The following is a 20,294-nucleotide window of genomic DNA, read 5'->3' as shown; positions in this document are numbered from 1 at the left end:
ATGAAAGCAGTCGACTTATTACAACGAATTACAGAAGTACCGACATTTAAAAAGTACGGTCGTGTGTCACGAGTTGTCGGCTTAATGATTGAATCCAATGGACCAGCCAGTTCGATTGGTGATGTCTGCAAAATTCATGTACATTCTTCTCATACAGGTCATCAAGAAATTTTGGCTGAAGTAGTTGGTTTTAAAGATGACATCGTTGTTCTAATGCCATTTACATCATTAAAGGATATCTCGATTGGTTGTTTGGTAGAAGGTACGAACCAACCACTTGAGATAAAAGTAGGGCCAGAACTCATCGGTAAAATTTTGGATTCGATGGGGCGACCGATTGACGGCTCATTGCTACCACGTGGCTTAGCTACGGTACAAACAGAAGGAGAGCCACCTAATCCGTTAACGAGACCACCAATTAATGACACATTAGAAGTTGGTGTAAAAGCGATTGATGGAATGTTGACAGTTGGTAACGGTCAGCGTATCGGTATTTTTGCTGGGTCTGGTGTTGGTAAAAGTACATTATTAGGTATGATTGCGCGTAATACAAAAGCAGATTTAAATGTTATTGCACTAATTGGGGAACGTGGTCGTGAAGTACGTGAGTTTATCGAACGAGACTTAGGACCCGAAGGTTTGAAACGTTCCATTATAGTTGCGGCAACGTCAGACCAGCCAGCGTTAATGCGAATCAAAGGTGCTTTTACAGCAACAGCTATTGCAGAATATTTTAGAGAGCAGGGCTTAAATGTAATGCTTATGATGGACTCTGTTACACGTGTTGCCATGGCACAACGTGAGGTTGGACTCGCAACAGGTGAACCACCAGCGCAAAAAGGTTATACCCCTTCTGTTTTTGCGATTTTGCCTAAGCTCTTAGAACGAACTGGTACAAATGAAAAAGGCTCAATCACAGCTTTTTATACGGTTTTAGTAGATGGTGATGATATGAATGAGCCAATTGCTGACACTGTACGAGGTATACTTGATGGCCATATCGTATTAGACCGGAACTTGGCAAATAGAGGGCAATATCCTGCGATTAATATTTTAAAATCAGTTAGTCGTTTAATGAATCATATTGCAACACCTGAACACGTGGCAGCCGCTACAAAATTAAGAGAACTTTATTATACGTATATGAAAAATGAAGATTTAATTAATATTGGTGCATATAAAAGAGGCTCTTCACAAGAAGTTGATCAGGCGATTCAATATGAACCAATCATTACGTCGTTTTTAAAACAAGGTTTTATGGACCCCGTTTCAATGGAACAAACTGTGAATGAATTAACGAATCTTGCAAGAGGTGTTATGTAGTGGCGAATGCTTATCAATATCGTTTTAGTCAAGTAATGGACATAAAAGAGCAAGAAAAGAATGAAGTCGAAATGGCTTATAAAGAATCGGTTACTTCTTTTGAAGAAATCGCTACACATATGTATGACGCATTAAAAAAGAAAGAAGACTTACTCGCATTTCAACAAGAAAAAATGCAGTCGGGTCTTAGTATTTTAGAAATGCATAATTATGCGAATTTTATTGATAGTATGGAAAAAAAGATTGCTGATTTACAAGAAAAAGTAATTCAAGCACGTTCAAAAATGCAATGGTTTGAAGAAAAACTTTTAGAAGTATCGCTTGAATTTAAAAAATATGAAAAAATGCAAGAACGTGATTATGAGGCCTATCAAAAAGAAGAGGATCGTTTAGAAATGATTCAATTAGATGAGATTTCGCAAATTGCATTTTATAACAAGGAAGTATGGTGAAGTCATGGCAAAGAAACCTGTAGCGTCTAAAAAACCGCGTAAAAAACAGTCTGTGATGGATCCGAATGAGCAAAATTCTGAACCAAAAGGACCTGGGAAATTACAAAAACTATTCTTTTGGGTCATTATTCCTGTACTATTTGCATTGGCCGTTGGATTAATTGTAGCGGAAGTAACAGGTACGAACGTATTTGAAAAAGCAAAAACACTCGTGGGGAAAAATTCGGACCAAACAGAACAAACAACAGAGCAATCAATTGAAGATTATAATAAAGAAATTGTGAAATTGCAGGCGCAAGTGAAAGAAAAAGAAGCTCTTGTAACGAAATTACAATCACAAATTGATGCCAATAAGACAGATACATCAAAATTAGAAGTAGAGAAAAAGCGATTAGAAAAAGAAGTCAAGAAATTACAAGATGGTAAAGCAGATAATAAAACTGACTCCACACTTCTAACGAAAACATATGAGCAAATGGCCCCTAAATCAGCGGCAGCCGCAATTTCAGCAATGAAAAATGAAGAAGCTTTAAGTATTTTAAATAATTTAAAGCCAGCGACATTAGCACCGATTTTAGAGAAAATGACACCTGAAAAAGCAGCTTATTATACAGAAGCAATGTCTCAAGGTGAAAAATAAAATGGTTTGAAGGGAGGTGAATATATGGTAATGGTCGGGTCTTTAGATCGTGTTGCAATAGGAAAGTCAGATGCGAAATCGGTTGCGAAGTCTAGTAGCAATACAACAGATTTTTCATCTACACTAAATAAAGCGCAACAAGCATCGAAAAACGAAACAAATCAAAGTTCTTCAAAAAATGGCGTGACAACTGCACAAAAGCAAAAAAATGAGGTTCAAACACCTTCAACAAATGCAGAAAATCAGCAAAATAAAGTAGAAGAAATAAAAGAAGATGTAGTAAATGAGCAGTCTTCACCTCCACTAACACTTGAGTTTTTATTACCCACTCAAAAAATAGATGAACAAGTAACTAAAGTAGAAGAAGTTGATTTTTCATCTTTACTACAAGCAACATCTGTTCAGCAAATTATTGAGATTATGGGTGGACAATCTTTAGTTGAAGGAGAGCAATTAAGTTTAGATCAAGTAGCAAAAGCTTTAGGAATGCAAACGCAAGATTTACAAAATTTAATTACCAAGCTTACAAATACAAATCAACAAACACAGTCATCAGGAACTACTGATTTATGGACAGAGCTAGGCAAAGTAGATCAAAAAGTAATGGCTGCTCTACAACAAATTGCTGCTGCAATTAATGGGCATGGAGATGCAAAATTAACGAAAAAAGAAGCGCAACAAGCAGTTGCCTTGTTTAAGTTGATTGATTTAGCAGCACCTAAAACAGATTTAACTTTAAAACAGGAATCACAAGCAGCGCAAATGAAAAATTGGTTATCGAATTTAGCAGGACAAATTTCTGAAAAGACGGCTGAAAAAGAAACCATGTTACCTTTTGCAAAAGCAACCATTCGATTCCCAGCACCTAAAGCAGTAGAAGCACCTACAAATCAAGTTACAACTGCTACAACGTTACAAGGCACAAAACCTTCTGTTGTTACAATACAATTGCCAAGCAACGGAACTTCACAAGCACAATCTGCTAAATTCGTAGAAGAATTTCAGAATGTACTAAATCGTGCTCAATTTGCAAGTAATGCAGCTGGAACAAGATTATTAATTAAGTTGTATCCAGAACATCTAGGAACGATTCGAATTGAATTAGTTCAAAAAGATGGGATGTTATCTGCTAAACTATTAGCTTCTAACACAGCAGGAAAACAAATGATTGATAGTACATTGCATCAGTTAAAACAAGGTTTCGCAAATCAAAATATCCAATTGGATCGCCTAGATGTAGCACAGGCACTTACAGAACCAAATAAGAGTGATCGTGGTAATCAATTCGGGCAACAGTCATCTCAATCACAGCAAACTGAAAAAGATGAAACTAGCGAAAACAAACAGGACGAGTTGAAAAGTTTTGATGAAATATTAGCAGAAATGGAGGAGTAGGAAATGGCAGACGTTAAGGGAATTACAGCAGATTATTATTTACCGACAACTGAAAAGAAAACAGGTGATAGTAATCTAGGTAAAGATGACTTTTTAAAAATTCTTATTACACAACTACAAAACCAAGACCCTACAAGTCCAATGGATGATAAAGAATTCATTGCGCAAATGGCTCAGTTTTCTTCATTAGAACAAATGAGTAATATTGCGACAGGTATGAATAATTTGACTGCTATAACGCAGCAATCGCAATTAATTCAATTCAATTCATTTGTTGGTAAAACGGTGACTTGGCATGAAGCTTCAAAAGAGTTAGATGAAGCAGGGAAGCCAATTGTGAATACAGGAACTGAAAAAGTAGTTAAAGTTCAATACGACGGTGCGGAAGCAAAATTTGTTTTAGAGAGTGGTAAAGTAATTAGTGCTTCAAATATCTCAGAGGTAACAGAGGCAACAAATGCTGGCGGTTCTAACTCATTGATTGACGCGAGTATGTTAATTGGTAAAAAAGTAAGCTTTGTAGATGATGAGGGCAAAACAACAACAGATACAGTGACTTCTGTATCAAAAAAAGAGGGCAAAATTCAATATGCTCTATCGAATGGACAAACGATTACAGCAGATCAAATGACGGCTATTTCAGCGTAACTGAGGTAAATTCTTGAATCCGATTAGAATTGTCCAACCACCCATCACATACAATAGTAAGCTTACACAACCAAAAAATAATGAAACATCAAAGACACAGTTTCAAGAATTACTAAATGAAGCACAACAAACGCTGAAAATTAGTAAACATGCATCACAGCGAATTACACAACGTAATATTAACATCAGTGATGTGGAGTGGAATAAGATTGAAGAAAAGATGCAAGTTGCTAAAAGTAAAGGTTTAAATGAATCCTTATTTTTAACACAAAATGCAGCTTTAATTATAAATGTAAAAAATGCGATTGTTGTAACCGCATTGGATCGAACAGAAGCCGGTAATCAAATATTTACGAATATTGACAGTGCTATTTTAATTTAAATCTGGCGGGACCTTGTAAAAGGGCGCCTTCTGTACTATCGACTGACTGAGATAGTACACTTGAAAATCGAAGGGAGAAAATCAATTATGCTACGTTCTATGTATTCAGGTATCAGTGGTTTAAAGAATTTCCAAACTAAGTTAGATGTCATCGGGAACAATATCGCAAATGTTAACACATATGGCTTTAAAAAAGGCCGTGTTATTTTCAAAGACTTAATTTCACAAACTGTTGCAGGTGCCAGTGCGCCAACAGATAATCTAGGGGGTACGAATGCAAAACAAATCGGTTTAGGATCGAGTTTGGCTGCAATCGATACAATCCATGATAAAGGTTCAACACAAAGTACAGGACGTACGCTAGACGTCGTAATTAACGGTGATGGCTACCTATCATTTACAGATGGGGATAATACGTTTTATACACGTGCAGGTAACTTATATTTAGACCGTGAAGGAACGCTTATCGCACCAGACGGTAAAAAATTAGTTTCTGCAGACGGGAACCAAATTCAAATTCCTGCTGATGCTACGAATTTGACAATTGGTCAAGATGGTACAGTTTCTTATACGCAAGCAGGAGCAATTGTAGCCGCTGGTCAAATTGGTATCACACGCTTCCCTAACCCAGAAGGTTTAACAAAAGTAGGCGGTAACTACTACCAAGTGTCGAATAACTCAGGTGATCCATCAGATACAAAAACACCTGGAGCAGATGGTAATGGTACAATTGAATCTGGTTTCGTTGAGATGTCAAACGTTGACTTATCAGAAGAATTTACAGAAATGATTGTTGCACAACGTGGTTTCCAAGCAAACTCTCGTATCATCACAACATCAGATGAGATCTTACAAGAGTTAGTTAACTTAAAACGTTAATTTTTGATATTGTTTAATTAAAAAGGAGGGGGGCTGGGCTGGCTCTATCCAGACTAGCCCTATATTCCTATGATTCATGTAACAAGATTAAATGGAAAAACATTCACTTTAAACGCATTATACATAGAATCGGTCGAGGAGTTTCCTGATACAACCATCACGTTAACGACCGGACGAAAATATGTTGTGTTGGAAAAAGCGATGGAAGTAGAAAAACAAATAGTCGCATTTTATAGACAAGTACAACTCCTATCAAACCCGCATTTAAGAGGTGAAAATGAAGATGAAGAAGAATAAATTATTAACCATTATGCTTATAATTTTAGTATCTATTACATTGATTGGTGTGGTTGCACTTGTTGTGGTAACACAGCTTTCAAAAGATGGTGGTGCTAATGCTGAACCGAGTATCGACGAAATAATTGAACAATCTGTAGATGTACCAGAGATTAGTACAAACCTAAATGACCGTCGTTATGTGAAATTATCTTTAAAAATTCAAACAGATAGTAAAGAAGCAGCTGAAGAATTAACAAAACGAGATTTTCAAATTAAAGATATTCTTGTAGAGGTTCTTTCAGATATGAGTAGTAAAGATTTACAAGGTACAAAAGGTAAGGAATTATTAACGAATGCATTAAAAGCTAAGTTTAATGGCTTAATGCAAAACGGGGAAGTACAAAAAGTATATATCACCTCATTTGCAGTATCGTAATCGATGAATTAAACAGGAAGAGGAGGTGAGCAGATGGCTGGAGATGTTTTATCACAATCCGAGATTGATGCGCTCTTATCCGCATTGTCGACAGGAGAAATGTCGGCAGATGATATTAAAAAAGAAGAAGAAACAAAAAAAGTAAAAGTATATGATTTTAAAAGAGCTTTACGTTTTTCAAAAGATCAAATTCGTAGTTTGACTCGTATTCATGAAAATTTTGCTCGCTTATTAACTACATTCTTCTCTGCTCAACTTAGAACATATGTACAAATCACAGTAGCATCTGTCGATCAAATACCTTTTGAAGAATTTATTCGTTCTATTCCAAATATGACATTAATTAATGTCTTCGAAGTACCACCTTTAGATGGAAATGTCTTGATGGAGATTAATCCTAATATTGCCTACTCTATGTTGGACCGTTTAATGGGGGGAGAGGGATCAAGTCATAGTAATGTTGATAATTTAACAGAAATTGAAACGAAAATTATGACGAACCTTTTTGAGCGCTCTTTTGATAATTTAAGAGAAGCATGGGTAAATATAGCGGATATTGATCCAATCATGACGGAATTAGAAGTTAACCCACAGTTTTTACAAATGATTTCACCAAATGAAACAGTTGTTGTCATTTCTTTCAACTCTATTATTGGTGAGACGAGTGGTATGATTAATATTTGTATTCCTCATGTTGTATTAGAACCTATTGTACCGAATTTATCTGTACGCTATTGGATGCAAGCTAATACGAAAGAGGTATCGCCAGAACAAAAAGCAATTATCGAAAATAATGTAAATAAATCTGTACTGCCATTAGTTGCTGAATTAGGTACTGCACAAATAAGTATCGAGGATTTCTTATTATTAAGAGAATCGGATGTTTTACAGTTAGATAAATTAATTACAGATCCACTTTATTTAAAAGTAGATGAAGTACCTAAATTTATTGTGCAACCTGGTAAAGTGAAAAAGAGAATGGCTGTTCAAATTTTAGAGTCTCTGGAAGGAGGAGATGGTGATGATGAGTGATGAGATGTTATCACAAGAAGAAATTGAGGCACTATTACGTGGTGAATCATTAGATAAAAAATCAGATGAGGATGTTGAAGATCCTTTAAACAGTGACTCAGAAGAGTATAAAATAGAAGACTATTTAGATGATATGTCACGCGATGCGCTAGGTGAAATAGGAAATATTTCATTTGGTAGTTCGGCTACAGCATTATCGTCACTTCTTGGTCAAAAGGTTGATATTACAACACCTTCACTTAGTATGATTAATCGTAATAAATTAGAAGAAGAATTTCCACATCCGTATGTGGCTGTACAAGTCGAGTATACAACAGGATTAATGGGAATGAATTTATTAGTTATTAAACAATCAGACGCTTCGATTATCGCAGATTTAATGCTTGGAGGAGATGGATTAAATCCTGCAGAAGAATTGAATGAGATTCACTTAAGTGCTGTACAAGAAGCTATGAATCAGATGATGGGGTCGGCAGCGACGTCAATGTCTACAATCTTCAATAAAAAAGTGGATATTTCACCACCTTCAATTGATTTGATGAATTTTTCAAATAATGAAGGCACTGAAAATATTCCAGATGATGACTTATTAGTAAAAGTTTCGTTTAGATTAAAGATTGGTACACTAATTGATTCAAATATAATGCAATTATTACCTTTAAATTTTAGTCAAAACTTAGTAAAATCATTGATGAACCCTGATGCGGAAGAACCAGTTGAATCTGTTGAAGAACAACCGACTCCAGAGCCAGAGCAACAAATAAGCCCACAAGCTTCAGCAAATGGACAAACTACTTCACAAGAGCAACAGGTACAACAACCGATGTATCAACAACCTGATCCAATGCAACAAGCACAACAACCAATGTATCAGCAGCCAATGCAACAGCAACAACCGATGTATCAGCAACCGATGCAACAGCAACCAATGTATCAACAACAACCTGTACAACAGCCACAAATGAATGTACAGCAAGCGCAGTTTGTTGATTTTGAACAGGCTAATTTAAAACAAACTGAAGCGCGTAACTTAAATATGTTGATGGATATTCCATTACAGGTAACAGTAGAATTAGGTCGTACGAAGCGTTCAGTAAAAGAAATTCTTGAATTAGTAAGTGGTTCAATTATTGAATTGGATAAATTAGCAGGTGAACCTGTAGATGTGTTGGTAAATAGTCGTCTAATTGCAAAAGGAGAAGTAGTTGTAATTGATGAAAACTTTGGGGTTCGAATTACGGATATCTTGAGTAAAGAAGACCGTTTAAATAATTTAAGATAGATTTTATTGGAGGAATATACAGATGGCAAAAAAAATATTAATTGTAGATGACGCAGCATTTATGCGTATGATGATCAAAGATATACTAACAAAAAATGGTTTTGAAATTGTAGGAGAAGCAGCCGATGGTGCACAAGCAGTTGAAAAATATGCAGAATTAAAACCAGATTTAGTTACAATGGATATTACAATGCCAGAAATGGACGGAATTGCAGCCTTAAAAGCAATTAAAGAAACAGATCCAGGTGCTACAATTATTATGTGTTCAGCTATGGGACAACAAGCGATGGTAATTGATGCAATTCAAGCAGGTGCAAAAGACTTTATCGTAAAACCATTCCAAGCAGATCGCGTAATTGAAGCAATTCAAAAAGCGTTAGGTTAAATTCAATGTTCAAGCAATCATTCAAAAAACGCTATTTATTGGCTTTAATCGTAATGATTTCTGTATTCTCTTTTTCAGCATGGAGCACACCTGTTGCTTATGCTGAAAAAGATGGTATGGTAAGCGATAATTTCGAGCAAAATAACAAAGAAAATCAAAATAAAGCTGAAGTAAATAAGGCGGACTCATCTGAAGATTCGACAATTAGTTCTGGGATGACTGCATGGGAATACTTGAAAATTTTGTTAGCCTTAGCTTTTGTTGTAGGGCTTTTATTCTTTGTGCTTAAATTAGTCAATCGTAATAATAAAAAGTACCAATCGAACCAAATGTTACAAAATTTAGGTGGAGTATCTTTAGGCCAACAAAAATCAGTGCAATTACTCAAAGTGGGAAATTCGCTATTTTTAGTGGGTGTTGGTGAAGATGTTCAAATGATTAAAGAGATTACAGATCCAACAGAGCAAGAGGCTTTAATAAAAATGCATGAAGAGAAGCATAATCTAGCTGTACAAACACCTTATATCGCTGAAATGTTTCAAACAGTCAAAGATAAATTTTCAAAGCAGCCTGTAGAACCAGCTACAAGCGATTTTAAAGAAGCATTAGATGAAAAACTTAACAAAATAAAAAAGAATCGTCAGCAACAATTAGATGATTGGAGTCAAAAGGAGAAGAAAGACGATGAGTGATTTACTTCAAGCTTTTTCCGATGGTAGTGGCTCAACCGTCTCAACTTCTGTGAAATTAATGCTGTTGTTAACTGTTCTATCATTGGCACCGAGTATTTTAATTTTAATGACATCGTTTACGCGAGTTGTTATCGTACTATCCTTTGTTCGAACATCTTTAGCAACACAACAAATGCCACCGAACCAAGTCATTGTCGGTTTAGCCTTGTTTTTGACATTTTTTATAATGGCTCCTACATTCCAAGAAGTAAATAAAGAAGCACTACAGCCGTTATTTAAAGAAGAAATTACATTAGATGAAGCATATGATAAAGCAAGTGTTCCATTCAAAGAATTTATGAGTAAACATACGCGTCAAAGTGATTTAGATTTATTTTTAAGTTATGCAGGTGAAGAACAGCCTAAATCTGTACAAGATATCTCTTTAACGACGCTTGTTCCAGCTTATACTCTCAGTGAATTAAAAACAGCATTCCAAATGGGATTCATGATTTTTATTCCATTTTTAGTTATTGATATGATTGTTGCCAGTGTTTTAATGTCGATGGGTATGATGATGTTACCACCGGTTATGATTTCATTACCATTTAAAATTTTATTATTTGTACTTGTAGACGGATGGTATCTCGTAATGAAGTCTCTATTACAAAGCTTTTAAAGAAAGGGGAAGGATTATATGTCACAAGAGTTTGTTATATCAGCAGCTGAAAAAGCAATCACAGTTATTTTAATGGTTTCCGGCCCCTTACTATTAGTTGCTTTGATTACGGGATTACTGGTTAGTATCTTCCAAGCTACAACACAAATTCAAGAGCAAACACTTGCTTTTGTACCTAAAATTGTTGCTGTATTAGTTGCCTTAGTTTTCTTTGGTCCTTGGATGTTAACGCATATGTTATCTTATACACGTGATATTTTTGCAAATTTAACGCGGTTTATAGGGTGAGTATATGACAGAGATTATACCTAAGCTTCCGGTATTCTTTTTAGTTCTAATTCGTTTAAGTGCCTTTTTTGTGACAGTACCTTTCTTCTCATATAAAACAATACCTGTAAAAGATCGCATCTTTTTAGCTGTAGTACTTGCTTGGATTATGAGTTATACGATGGAAGAAACGGTTATTAAAATTGATGATGCTTACGCGATGCTTGTTTTAAAAGAAGCGGTAGTAGGACTTTCACTTGGTTTACTTGCATATATTATTATATCGGCCGTGCAAATTGCTGGTAGTTTTATCGATTTTCAGATTGGCTTTGCAATTGCTAATATTATTGATCCAATGACAGGAACTCAAAGTCCATTAATTGGTCAGTTTTTCCAAACAATTGTACTTTTATTATTAATTACAACAAATGCACATTATATGTTGCTAGATGGAATATACTATAGTTATGAATATATTCCATTACAAAGTGTATGGCCGAACTTTGGTGATCCAGCAGCAAGTACATTTATTATGAAGACATTTACAGCCGTATTTGCAATTGCTTTTCAAATGGCAATTCCAGTTGTTGCAACGGTATTTTTAGTCGATTTAGCTTTAGGGATTACAGCAAAAACAGTACCACAATTAAACATTTTCGTTGTAGGTTTTCCGATAAAAATTGGTGTTAGCTTTATCATTATGATTGTTACAATGGGCGTTATGGTAGCAGTTATGCAAAAGCTATTCCGCGTGATGTTTGAAGCAATGCGAGATTTTATGGTGATATTAGGTGGTGGATAGTCAATGCTTTTAAAATTAGATCTACAGTTTTTCGCAGGTGAAAAAACAGAGAAAGCAACACCGAAGAAAAGGCAAGATGCACGAAAAAAAGGTCAAGTTTTAAAAAGTCAGGACGTAACCAGCGCGTTTGTCTTGCTTGCCATCTTTATGTACCTCTTAATAATGGGGTCATATTTAAGAGAAAATTTATTAACATTTTTTAGAGAAACATTTACGCATACCGTGTTAATTGAATCGATTTCTGTTGAGTCGGTTATGGAAATGTTCAAAGATATTTTAGTCGAAATGGCTATAATCCTCTTACCTATTATGGCAATAGCAATGATTGCCGCAGTTGCAGCGAACTTTTTTCAATTCGGTTTGCTTTTCACAACTGAAACGTTAAAGTTTGATTTGAAAAAAATTGATCCTATTAAAGGATTTAAACGTATTTTTTCAATGCGTGCGATTATTGAATTGCTTAAATCAATTTTAAAAATCTCTTTTATCGGAACAGTTACAACGGTTATTATCATTTTAAATTTGAGTGATGTACTTAGTTTATCGTTTAAGACACCAGGAGATTCTTTAACTACAATCGCTAAATTAACGGTATTAATGGGATTAACAGCAAGTGTTGTATTAGCATTTATCGCTGTTTTAGATTATTTTTACCAAAAATTTGACTATGAAAAAAATCTGAGAATGTCGAAGCAAGATATTAAAGATGAATATAAGAATACAGAGGGAGATCCCCTCATTAAATCAAAAATTAAGCAACGCCAACGTGAAATGGCGATGCGCCGAATGATGCAAGAAATTCCAAACGCAGATGTCGTTATTACAAACCCGACACATTACGCGATTGCATTAAAATATGACGATGCGACAATGGAAGCACCAAAAGTAGTTGCTAAAGGTACAGATTATGTAGCGCAAAAAATTAAATTAATTGCGAAAGAACATGATATTGTGATGGTAGAAAATCGACCGTTGGCTCGTGCAATGTATGATCAAGTTCAAATTGATCAACGCATTCCAGATGAGTTTTTTAAAGCAGTTGCTGAGGTACTCGCATATGTTTATCGTATTAAACAAAAAATTTAGGGAGGTACAACAATGAAAATTCGCGATATCGGTGTTTTAAGTGCAGTCATCATGATTGTCGCAATGCTTGTAGTACCTTTGCCACCTTGGTTAATTAGTTTTTTAATCATTGTGAACTTAACATTGGCCTTACTCGTATTACTAACTTCTATGACGATGAAAGAAGCTTTACAGTTCTCGATTTTCCCATCTCTACTACTATTATTAACCCTATTTCGATTAGGTTTAAACGTGTCTACAACGCGAGCTATTTTATCACATGGTGACGGGGGTAACGTAGTAGAAACATTTGGTACATTCGTTGTCGGCGGAAATATTCTCGTTGGTCTCGTTGTGTTCGTCATCCTCGTAATTATACAATTTATTGTTATAACGAAAGGGTCAGAGCGTGTTTCAGAAGTTGCAGCTCGTTTTACATTGGATGCGATGCCAGGGAAACAAATGGCCATTGATGCTGATTTGAATGCGGGATTAATTTCTGAAAAAGATGCACGCGAACGACGTGAAAAAGTAAGTAATGAAGCAGATTTCTATGGTTCAATGGATGGTGCGACAAAATTCGTAAAAGGTGATGCCATTGCTGGTATTATCATTGTATTAATCAACTTAATCGTTGGGATGATTATTGGAATTGTTCAAATGGATATGGATTTTACAGAAGCAATTACACATTTCTCTACATTAACTGTAGGTGATGGTCTTGTTTCACAAATTCCAGCTTTACTTATTTCAACTGCTACAGGTATTGTGGTAACACGTGCTGGGTCAAAAGGTGACTTAAGTGAAGATATCACAGGTCAGTTATTATCAAACCCTAAATTGTTATACATAGCAGCAGCTACAATTTTACTTCTTGGTTTTGTAACACCGATTCAAATTATCTTTACAGTACCGGTAGCGGCAGTTGTGGCATTTATAGGCTACCGTATTCAAAATATGAATAAAGAAACAGAAGAAGCTATTGAGGAAATTGAAGAAGAAGTGACAACAGATAACTTGAAGAGCCCAGAGAATGTGGTGAACTTATTAAATGTAGATCCGATTGAATTTGAATTTGGTTACGGATTAATTCCATTAGTAGATGCATCACAAGGTGGCGATTTACTAGATCGTGTTGTGATGATTCGTCGTCAATTAGCGTTAGAGTTAGGTATTGTCATTCCGGTAGTGCGTATTCGAGATAACATTCAATTACAGCCGAATGAATATCGAATTAAAATTAAAGGGAATGAATTAGCAAAAGGTGAATTATTATTAGATCACTATTTAGCGATGAGTCCTGGTGATGATGATTCAATTGATGGAATTGATACAATTGAGCCTTCATTTGGTTTACCTGCTAAATGGATTAATGAGCAAGTAAAAGAAGATGCAGAAATGCTAGGTTATACAGTAGTCGATCCGCCTAGTGTCGTATCAACTCATTTAACTGAAATTATTCGTGCGAATGCCTCTGAACTATTAGGTCGTCAAGAAACAAAACAATTAATTGATCACTTACGAGAAACTTCTCCAATTTTAGTTGAAGAATTAACACCTACACCAATGAGTATAGGGGAAATTCAAAAAGTATTATCTAAATTATTGGATGAAAGTGTATCTGTACGTAATTTGCCAATTATTTTTGAAACACTGGCAGATTATTCGAAATTAACATCAGATGTAGATGTGTTAACTGAGTATGTACGTCAATCTTTAGCACGTCAAATTACGACACAATATGCTGGAAATCAACAAGAATTGAAAGTACTAACGGTTTCAGCAAAGATTGAAAAAGCGATTGCAGATAGTATTCAACAAACAGATCATGGGAATTATTTAGCTCTCGACCCACAAATGTCACAAGCCATTTTAGAATCGATTGCAGCTGAATTAGAGCGTGTATCATTTATTGATCAGTCACCGGTTATTTTATGTTCACCAGCAGTAAGAATGTATGTACGTCAATTAACCGAACGTTATTTCCCACAAATTCCGATTTTATCTTATAATGAATTAGATGCTTCAATTGAAATTCAAAGTGTTGGAGTGGTGAATGTAGAATGAAAATGAAGAAATATATAGCTCAAACAATGCCAGAAGCCATGAAAAAAGTTAAAAATGATTTAGGAGATGACGCAGTTGTCGTCAGCTCCAAAGTCATTTATACAAAAGGCTTTTTAGGTCTATTTAAGAAAAAACAATTTGAAGTACTTGCAGGTGTTGATGCGGTTGAAGTAGCCGATACAAGACCTGATTTAGATGTGTTTGAAAAACAACGTGATTTTGAAGAAAAATACGCGTTGAGTCAACAAAATGAAGCTATTCAAAAGCAATTAAATGAATTAAAAAAAATGATTAAGCAAACATCAACTCAGAAAACGATTAATCATATCCCTGCGATTATTCAACCAATTTATATGCACTTACAAAAGCAAGAATTGAATGAAGAACTCATCACAGAAATTTGTGATGAGCTTTTTGACATCGTGCGAAATGAGCCGGCTACAACATATGAGCAATTATTGATGCATGCACAAGAATCAATGTATAAGAAATTATCGAAGTACCCAATGGGTGGCGTTAATTTTGAACGGAAATTTGTAAATATTTTAGGTCCAACAGGTGTAGGGAAAACAACAACAATTGCTAAAATTGCTGCTCGTGCCGTATTAGAAAAAAAGAAGAAAGTGGCATTTATTACAACAGACACGTATCGTATTGGAGCAATTGAACAGTTAAAAACGTATGCTAATTTATTGCATGCGCCCGTAGAAGTTGTTTATACAAAGGAAGACTATGAACGCGCAATTAAGCAATTCTCAGGTCATGATCTCGTATTGATTGATACGGCGGGTCGAAATTATAAAGAAGCGAAATTTATCGCCGATTTAGAAGAATTAATTGATACAAAACAAAATGTTCAAAATTATTTAGTACTCGCTTTAACGGCGAAACAGCTTGATATGGCAACGATTATTGAACAATTTTCGACATTTGACATCCAACAACTCATTTTTACAAAGATGGATGAAACAAATACTATTGGCTCAATGGTGAATTTAATGGTTAAATATAATAAAGGACTTGCTTACTATACGGATGGTCAAGAAGTACCAGAAAATATTGAAGAAGGTTCTGTGTCTAAACTCGTGGAATTAATTTTTCAAGGAGTTGAATCATAATGGATCAAGCAGCCCTATTGAGAGAAAAAATGCAACAACAACAGACGACAGTTTGTAAAACAATTGCTGTCGTCAGCGGTAAAGGCGGTGTAGGAAAAAGTAACTTTACTACAAACTTTGCACTTACTCTAGCACAACAAAATCATCGTGTCCTAATTGTAGATATGGATATTGGTATGGGGAATATCCATATCTTATTAGGAAAAACAGCTAGAAATAGTTTAACGAACTATTTACAAGGAGAGTGTTCCATACAAGAGGTTATTCATCAAGATGAAAAGAATTTAGATTTTATCGCTGGTGGTTCCGGAATGTCTTCGCTATTACAATGGTCAGACTTTATGTTTGAGCGTCTTATTTTTGCTTTTAATGAGCTACAAAAGAACTACGACTTTATTCTCTTTGATATGGGAGCGGGTGCTACAGAATGGTCATTGCAATTTATGATGTCTGTCCATCATATCGTAGTAGTGTCTACAACAGAACCGACATCCATTACAGATGCTTATTCCATGATGAAGTATATACATATGAAGGATGAAGAAAAAGATTTTTACCTAGTATGTAATCGTGCATTATCAAAAGATGATGGACTCTTAACGTTGGAAAGGCTGAAAACAACGATGTCTCGTTTTTTAGCAAAAGAGGTATTAGAATTAGGAATGATTCCAGAAGATTTACAAGTTCGTAAAGCAATTAATCAACAGATTCCTTATAAAAAGCGATATCCTACTTGCCAAGCCTCTAAAGCAATGGACGGAATTGTCGAACGCTATTTGACGAATGATTTAAATAATCCAATTCAATTGACGCAAGAAAATCAATTTATTTCAAAATTAAGAGGTCTATTTTCTAAAAGGAGGTCCTGAGTCCATGAAAAAATTGCTCATCGTAGATGATTCAGCCTTTATGAGAAAACTAATTACAGAATTTTTTTCAGAAAATGCACATATAGAAGTGGTTGGGACTGCACGTAATGGTAGAGATGCTTTAGAAAAAGTGAGAATACTAAATCCAGATGTTTTGACAATGGATGTTGAAATGCCAGAAATGACAGGTGTTGAGGCCGTAAAGCAGTTAATGATTGAAAATCCAAAACCAGTCGTCATGCTTTCATCTACTACGACAGCAGATGCAGCTATTACGATGGAAGCAATAGCGAATGGTGCAGTAGATTTCATTGCCAAGCCAAGTGGTACAATTTCACTTGATTTAGACAAAATTAAGGATGATTTAATTGAAAAAGTCATTGCCGCATCAAATATACCAATAGAGAAGTTACGCAGAAAAGAACGTATATCAAAAATACCAATCAAGAAACCGATATTTGAAAAACCTATAATAGTAGAAAAGAGAATACAAGAAAAGACAAATCAAGTTTGGCATAAAAACCATAAAAAAATTATTTTGATTGGTACATCTACAGGTGGACCAAGAGCACTTCAAGAAGTTTTAACACGATTACCAAAAGATATAAAGGCACCCATCCTAATCGTACAGCATATGCCACCAGGTTTTACAAAATCTTTAGCAAAAAGATTGGATCAACTATCCGATATAACAGTTAAAGAAGCTGAGCAGGGTGATTTATTACAACCAGGCACAGCTTATATTGCACCTGGAGGTTATCAAATGACCGCTAGAAAAGTAGGTATGACATATTCAATTCATATTGATGAACATGCTCCAGTCGTAGGCGGGCATAAACCAGCAGTAGACGTGTTATTTGATAGTGTAGCTACATTAACAGACATTGATCGTATTGCTGTCATTATGACCGGTATGGGTGCAGATGGTTCTAAGGGAATTAAAATGTTAAAGCGATCTGGGAATACACGTGTTATTTCAGAAGATGAGCGTACGTGCGTAGTATATGGTATGCCGAAATCGGCAGAAAAAACGGGGTTAGTTGATCGCGTTGCACCATTAGACGAAATACCTCAAGCTATTTTGAATTATTTATACTAGGAGGGGAACTATGGATACAAATCAATATTTAGAGGTATTCATTGATGAAAGTAATGAGCATCTACAATCATGTAGTGAAAGTTTATTAGTATTAGAACAAAATCCAGACAATATCGAGATTGTAAATGATATTTTCCGTAACGCACATACATTAAAAGGTATGTCAGCGACGATGGGATTTGAAGATATTGCCGATTTAACACACAAAATGGAGAATGTTTTAGATGCAATACGTAATCATAAAATTCAAGTAACAGCTGAGTTATTAGATGTAGTTTTCGAATCAGTAGATCACTTAGAAGAAATGGTGTCTGATATTTCAAATGGTGGAGACGGTAAAAAAGATGTCACACAAACAGTTGAAAAGTTAAAACGCTTAGAATCAGGCGAATCAATCGAAAATATTGAAACAGTCGTAGCTGCTGCACTTTCTGAAACTGTAACTGAAGTAGCTGAATCAAAACTCATCTTTGATGACTTTGAACAAACAGTTTTAGAACAATCAATGGAACAAGGATTTTCAGCTTATGAAATCAATATCTCATTACGTGAAGACTGCCTATTAAAAGCAGCGCGTGTATATATGGTATTTGAGATTTTAGAAAAGTTAGGTGAGGTTATTAAATCTACGCCGACAGTTGAAAAATTAGAAGAAGAAAAGTTTGATACGGACTTTTCAGTTGCTTTTGTAACAAAAGAAAATCAAGACGATTTAAAACAAAAGCTTATGAAAGTTTCAGAAGTAGATGTTGTTAATGTACAACCTGTTCAATTGAAGAAGATGGAAATGCCAAGTGATGTAGTAGAAAAGAAAGTGGAAGAAGTAGCGGCAGTAGAGACGCCAAAGCCAACTCCTACAAAAGCCACACCGACAAAAACAGAAGCACCAAAAACCGTGAAAAATAATAATTCAAGTAAAACAATTCGCGTCAATATCGAGCGTTTAGATATCTTAATGAATCTATTTGAGGAATTGGTTATTGATCGAGGACGTTTACAATCCATTTCAATGGAATTAAACCATAACGAATTAAACGACACAGTAGAGCGTATGACACGCGTGTCGGGCGATCTTCAAAATATTATTTTAAATATGCGTATGGTTCCTGTAGAAACGGTATTTAACAGATTCCCTAAAATGGTTCGTCAATTATCGCGAGATTTAAAAAAGAAAATCAATTTAGAAATTATTGGTGCTGAAACAGAATTAGATCGTACAGTGATTGATGAAATTGGTGATCCACTTGTTCACTTAATCCGTAATGCATTGGATCATGGTATCGAATCGCCAGAAGAGCGTTTAGCAGCTGGAAAACCAGAAACAGGTTCAGTCGAATTGCGCGCATATCATAGTGGTAACCACGTATTTATTGAAATTGAAGATGATGGTGCTGGTATTGATCGTGAACGCGTATTACAAAAAGCAATTTCTAAAGGTGTCGTAACTGAAGAAGCAAGTCATTCTATGACAGATAATCAGATTAATGAGTTGATTTTAGCTTCTGGTTTCTCAACAGCTGAAGTTATCTCAGATGTATCAGGACGAGGCGTTGGTTTAGATGTTGTGAAATCAACAATTGAGTCATTAGGTGGAAGTATTAGTATTGAGTCTGAACATGGTAAAGGTTCATTATTCTCAATTCAGTTACCATTAACATTATCAATTATCTCAGTTATGCTTGTTGAAATCGAAAAAGAAGTGTATGCAGTGCCGCTATCTTCAATTATTGAAACATCGATTATTAAACGTAGCGATATTTTAAATGCACATAATCAAAAAGTCATTGATTTCCGAGGTAAAGTTGTGCCACTTGTTTTCTTAGATGAAATCTTTGAAGTACCGCGTGAAGATCATGAAGATGATGGATTCCTATCTGTTGTTTTAGTGCGTAAGGGCGATCGTATTGCAGGTTTAGTTGTGGACTCATTTATTGGACAACAAGAAATTGTATTAAAATCTTTAGGAAACTACTTAACGAATGTATTTGCGATTTCTGGAGCAACAATTTTAGGAAATGGACAAGTTGCATTAATTGTTGATTGTAACGCACTTATTAAATAGAAAGAGGTGTCAGCTATGACAGAATTATTAGATACAGAAGTCGTAAAAGTCATCGTCTTTCAATTAGGCGATAAGGAATATGCTATTCCAGTATCACAAGTACAGGGAATCGAAAAAACGGTCTTTATTACACGTGTGCCAAGTACCGTACATTATGTAAAAGGTGTTATTAATTTACGTGGTGTAGTAACACCGATTATCGATTTACGTGAGCGTTTTGGTATTCATTCAGATGTTCAAGGTGAGGATACACGTATCATTATTATTTCATACGCAGATATGGAAGTTGGATTAATCGTTGATGCAGCAAATGATGTAATGGACTTACCTAAAAATGCAATCGAACCACAACCAGAAGTGGTTGGGTCATTAGAAGAAGAATTCATTGCTGGCGTAGCAAAAATTGATAAACGTTTGCTTATTTTATTAAACTTAGAAAAAGTACTAAATACCTTAAAGTAA

At 35.2% G+C, this 20,294-nt stretch carries 23 protein-coding genes; all 23 read left to right on the top strand.

Annotated features, from left to right (window positions below):
• The 23 genes from fliI (at position 1) to ACKVQX_RS01320 (ending at position 20,294) form a co-directional block, all read left to right on the top strand.
• Positions 1 to 1,323 carry a flagellar protein export ATPase FliI gene (fliI, locus tag ACKVQX_RS01430; protein ID WP_409135951.1) on the top strand — a complete coding sequence of 441 codons (1,323 nt, stop codon included), beginning with the start codon at positions 1 to 3 and terminating at the stop codon, positions 1,321 to 1,323.
• Positions 1,323 to 1,775 (top strand): flagellar export protein FliJ, encoded by a 453-nt coding sequence (gene fliJ, locus ACKVQX_RS01425; protein WP_409135950.1) that lies wholly within the window; start codon positions 1,323 to 1,325, stop codon positions 1,773 to 1,775. Before fliI ends, fliJ begins: the two co-directional genes overlap by 1 nt.
• A 4-nt stretch (positions 1,776 to 1,779) precedes the next feature.
• Positions 1,780 to 2,415, top strand: a complete 636-nt coding sequence (locus ACKVQX_RS01420; protein ID WP_409135949.1) for a MotE family protein — start codon at positions 1,780 to 1,782, stop codon at positions 2,413 to 2,415.
• A 24-nt stretch (positions 2,416 to 2,439) separates the two neighbouring features.
• Complete coding sequence (locus ACKVQX_RS01415) at positions 2,440 to 3,810, top strand: flagellar hook-length control protein FliK (protein ID WP_409135948.1); 1,371 nt, start codon at positions 2,440 to 2,442, stop codon at positions 3,808 to 3,810.
• 3 nt (positions 3,811 to 3,813) lie between these two features.
• A complete protein-coding gene (gene flgD / locus ACKVQX_RS01410; protein WP_409135947.1) occupies positions 3,814 to 4,458 on the top strand; it encodes a flagellar hook assembly protein FlgD in 645 nt (214 codons plus the stop codon).
• Between the two features lie 13 nt (positions 4,459 to 4,471).
• Positions 4,472 to 4,840, top strand: a complete 369-nt coding sequence (locus ACKVQX_RS01405; RefSeq protein ID WP_409135946.1) for a TIGR02530 family flagellar biosynthesis protein — start codon at positions 4,472 to 4,474, stop codon at positions 4,838 to 4,840.
• A gap of 87 nt (positions 4,841 to 4,927) precedes the next feature.
• Entirely contained in the window at positions 4,928 to 5,719 is a 792-nt protein-coding gene (gene flgG / locus ACKVQX_RS01400; RefSeq protein ID WP_068454860.1) for a flagellar basal body rod protein FlgG, read from the top strand.
• 69 nt (positions 5,720 to 5,788) lie between these two features.
• Positions 5,789 to 6,016 carry a flagellar FlbD family protein gene (locus ACKVQX_RS01395; protein ID WP_068454857.1) on the top strand — a complete coding sequence of 76 codons (228 nt, stop codon included), beginning with the start codon at positions 5,789 to 5,791 and terminating at the stop codon, positions 6,014 to 6,016.
• Positions 6,003 to 6,434, top strand: coding sequence for a flagellar basal body-associated protein FliL (gene fliL, locus ACKVQX_RS01390; protein WP_068457502.1), 432 nt, complete (start codon positions 6,003 to 6,005; stop codon positions 6,432 to 6,434). The genes ACKVQX_RS01395 and fliL overlap by 14 nt, the downstream gene beginning before the upstream one ends.
• Before the next feature lie 33 nt (positions 6,435 to 6,467).
• A complete protein-coding gene (gene fliM / locus ACKVQX_RS01385; RefSeq protein WP_068454854.1) occupies positions 6,468 to 7,466 on the top strand; it encodes a flagellar motor switch protein FliM in 999 nt (332 codons plus the stop codon).
• The gene (gene fliY, locus ACKVQX_RS01380) at positions 7,459 to 8,748 is read left to right on the top strand and encodes a flagellar motor switch phosphatase FliY (RefSeq protein WP_342302616.1); all 1,290 of its coding nucleotides are present in this window, start codon (positions 7,459 to 7,461) and stop codon (positions 8,746 to 8,748) included. Before fliM ends, fliY begins: the two co-directional genes overlap by 8 nt.
• Before the next feature lie 22 nt (positions 8,749 to 8,770).
• On the top strand, positions 8,771 to 9,133 hold the full coding sequence (locus tag ACKVQX_RS01375) for a response regulator (RefSeq protein WP_068454851.1): 363 nt from the start codon (positions 8,771 to 8,773) through the stop codon (positions 9,131 to 9,133).
• Positions 9,134 to 9,138: 5 nt separating this feature from the next.
• Positions 9,139 to 9,825, top strand: coding sequence for a flagellar biosynthetic protein FliO (locus ACKVQX_RS01370; protein WP_068454848.1), 687 nt, complete (start codon positions 9,139 to 9,141; stop codon positions 9,823 to 9,825).
• On the top strand, positions 9,818 to 10,483 hold the full coding sequence (gene fliP, locus ACKVQX_RS01365) for a flagellar type III secretion system pore protein FliP (RefSeq protein ID WP_087680164.1): 666 nt from the start codon (positions 9,818 to 9,820) through the stop codon (positions 10,481 to 10,483). Before ACKVQX_RS01370 ends, fliP begins: the two co-directional genes overlap by 8 nt.
• Before the next feature lie 18 nt (positions 10,484 to 10,501).
• Positions 10,502 to 10,771: a flagellar biosynthesis protein FliQ gene (gene fliQ, locus ACKVQX_RS01360; RefSeq protein WP_068454841.1), complete on the top strand. Its 270-nt coding sequence runs from the start codon at positions 10,502 to 10,504 to the stop codon at positions 10,769 to 10,771.
• Positions 10,772 to 10,775: 4 nt separating this feature from the next.
• Complete coding sequence (fliR, locus tag ACKVQX_RS01355) at positions 10,776 to 11,552, top strand: flagellar biosynthetic protein FliR (RefSeq protein ID WP_068454838.1); 777 nt, start codon at positions 10,776 to 10,778, stop codon at positions 11,550 to 11,552.
• A 3-nt stretch (positions 11,553 to 11,555) separates the two neighbouring features.
• A complete protein-coding gene (gene flhB / locus ACKVQX_RS01350) occupies positions 11,556 to 12,638 on the top strand; it encodes a flagellar biosynthesis protein FlhB (RefSeq protein ID WP_087680163.1) in 1,083 nt (360 codons plus the stop codon).
• A gap of 12 nt (positions 12,639 to 12,650) precedes the next feature.
• The gene (flhA, locus tag ACKVQX_RS01345; protein WP_068454831.1) at positions 12,651 to 14,684 is read left to right on the top strand and encodes a flagellar biosynthesis protein FlhA; all 2,034 of its coding nucleotides are present in this window, start codon (positions 12,651 to 12,653) and stop codon (positions 14,682 to 14,684) included.
• Positions 14,681 to 15,802 carry a flagellar biosynthesis protein FlhF gene (gene flhF, locus ACKVQX_RS01340; protein ID WP_068454829.1) on the top strand — a complete coding sequence of 374 codons (1,122 nt, stop codon included), beginning with the start codon at positions 14,681 to 14,683 and terminating at the stop codon, positions 15,800 to 15,802. Before flhA ends, flhF begins: the two co-directional genes overlap by 4 nt.
• Positions 15,802 to 16,671 (top strand): MinD/ParA family protein, encoded by an 870-nt coding sequence (locus ACKVQX_RS01335; protein WP_231726951.1) that lies wholly within the window; start codon positions 15,802 to 15,804, stop codon positions 16,669 to 16,671. Before flhF ends, ACKVQX_RS01335 begins: the two co-directional genes overlap by 1 nt.
• 4 nt (positions 16,672 to 16,675) lie before the next feature.
• Positions 16,676 to 17,770 (top strand): chemotaxis response regulator protein-glutamate methylesterase, encoded by a 1,095-nt coding sequence (locus tag ACKVQX_RS01330; RefSeq protein ID WP_087680162.1) that lies wholly within the window; start codon positions 16,676 to 16,678, stop codon positions 17,768 to 17,770.
• A 10-nt stretch (positions 17,771 to 17,780) separates the two neighbouring features.
• Complete coding sequence (locus ACKVQX_RS01325; RefSeq protein ID WP_342302589.1) at positions 17,781 to 19,832, top strand: chemotaxis protein CheA; 2,052 nt, start codon at positions 17,781 to 17,783, stop codon at positions 19,830 to 19,832.
• Between the two features lie 15 nt (positions 19,833 to 19,847).
• Complete coding sequence (locus tag ACKVQX_RS01320; RefSeq protein WP_068454818.1) at positions 19,848 to 20,294, top strand: chemotaxis protein CheW; 447 nt, start codon at positions 19,848 to 19,850, stop codon at positions 20,292 to 20,294.

Origin of the sequence: Kurthia sp. ISK08 (genome assembly GCF_046159805.1) — a bacterium.
GTDB lineage: Bacteria > Bacillota > Bacilli > Bacillales_A > Planococcaceae > Kurthia > Kurthia gibsonii.
Note: the sequence above shows the minus strand (reverse complement) of the source record. Positions and strands in the feature narration are given on the sequence as shown.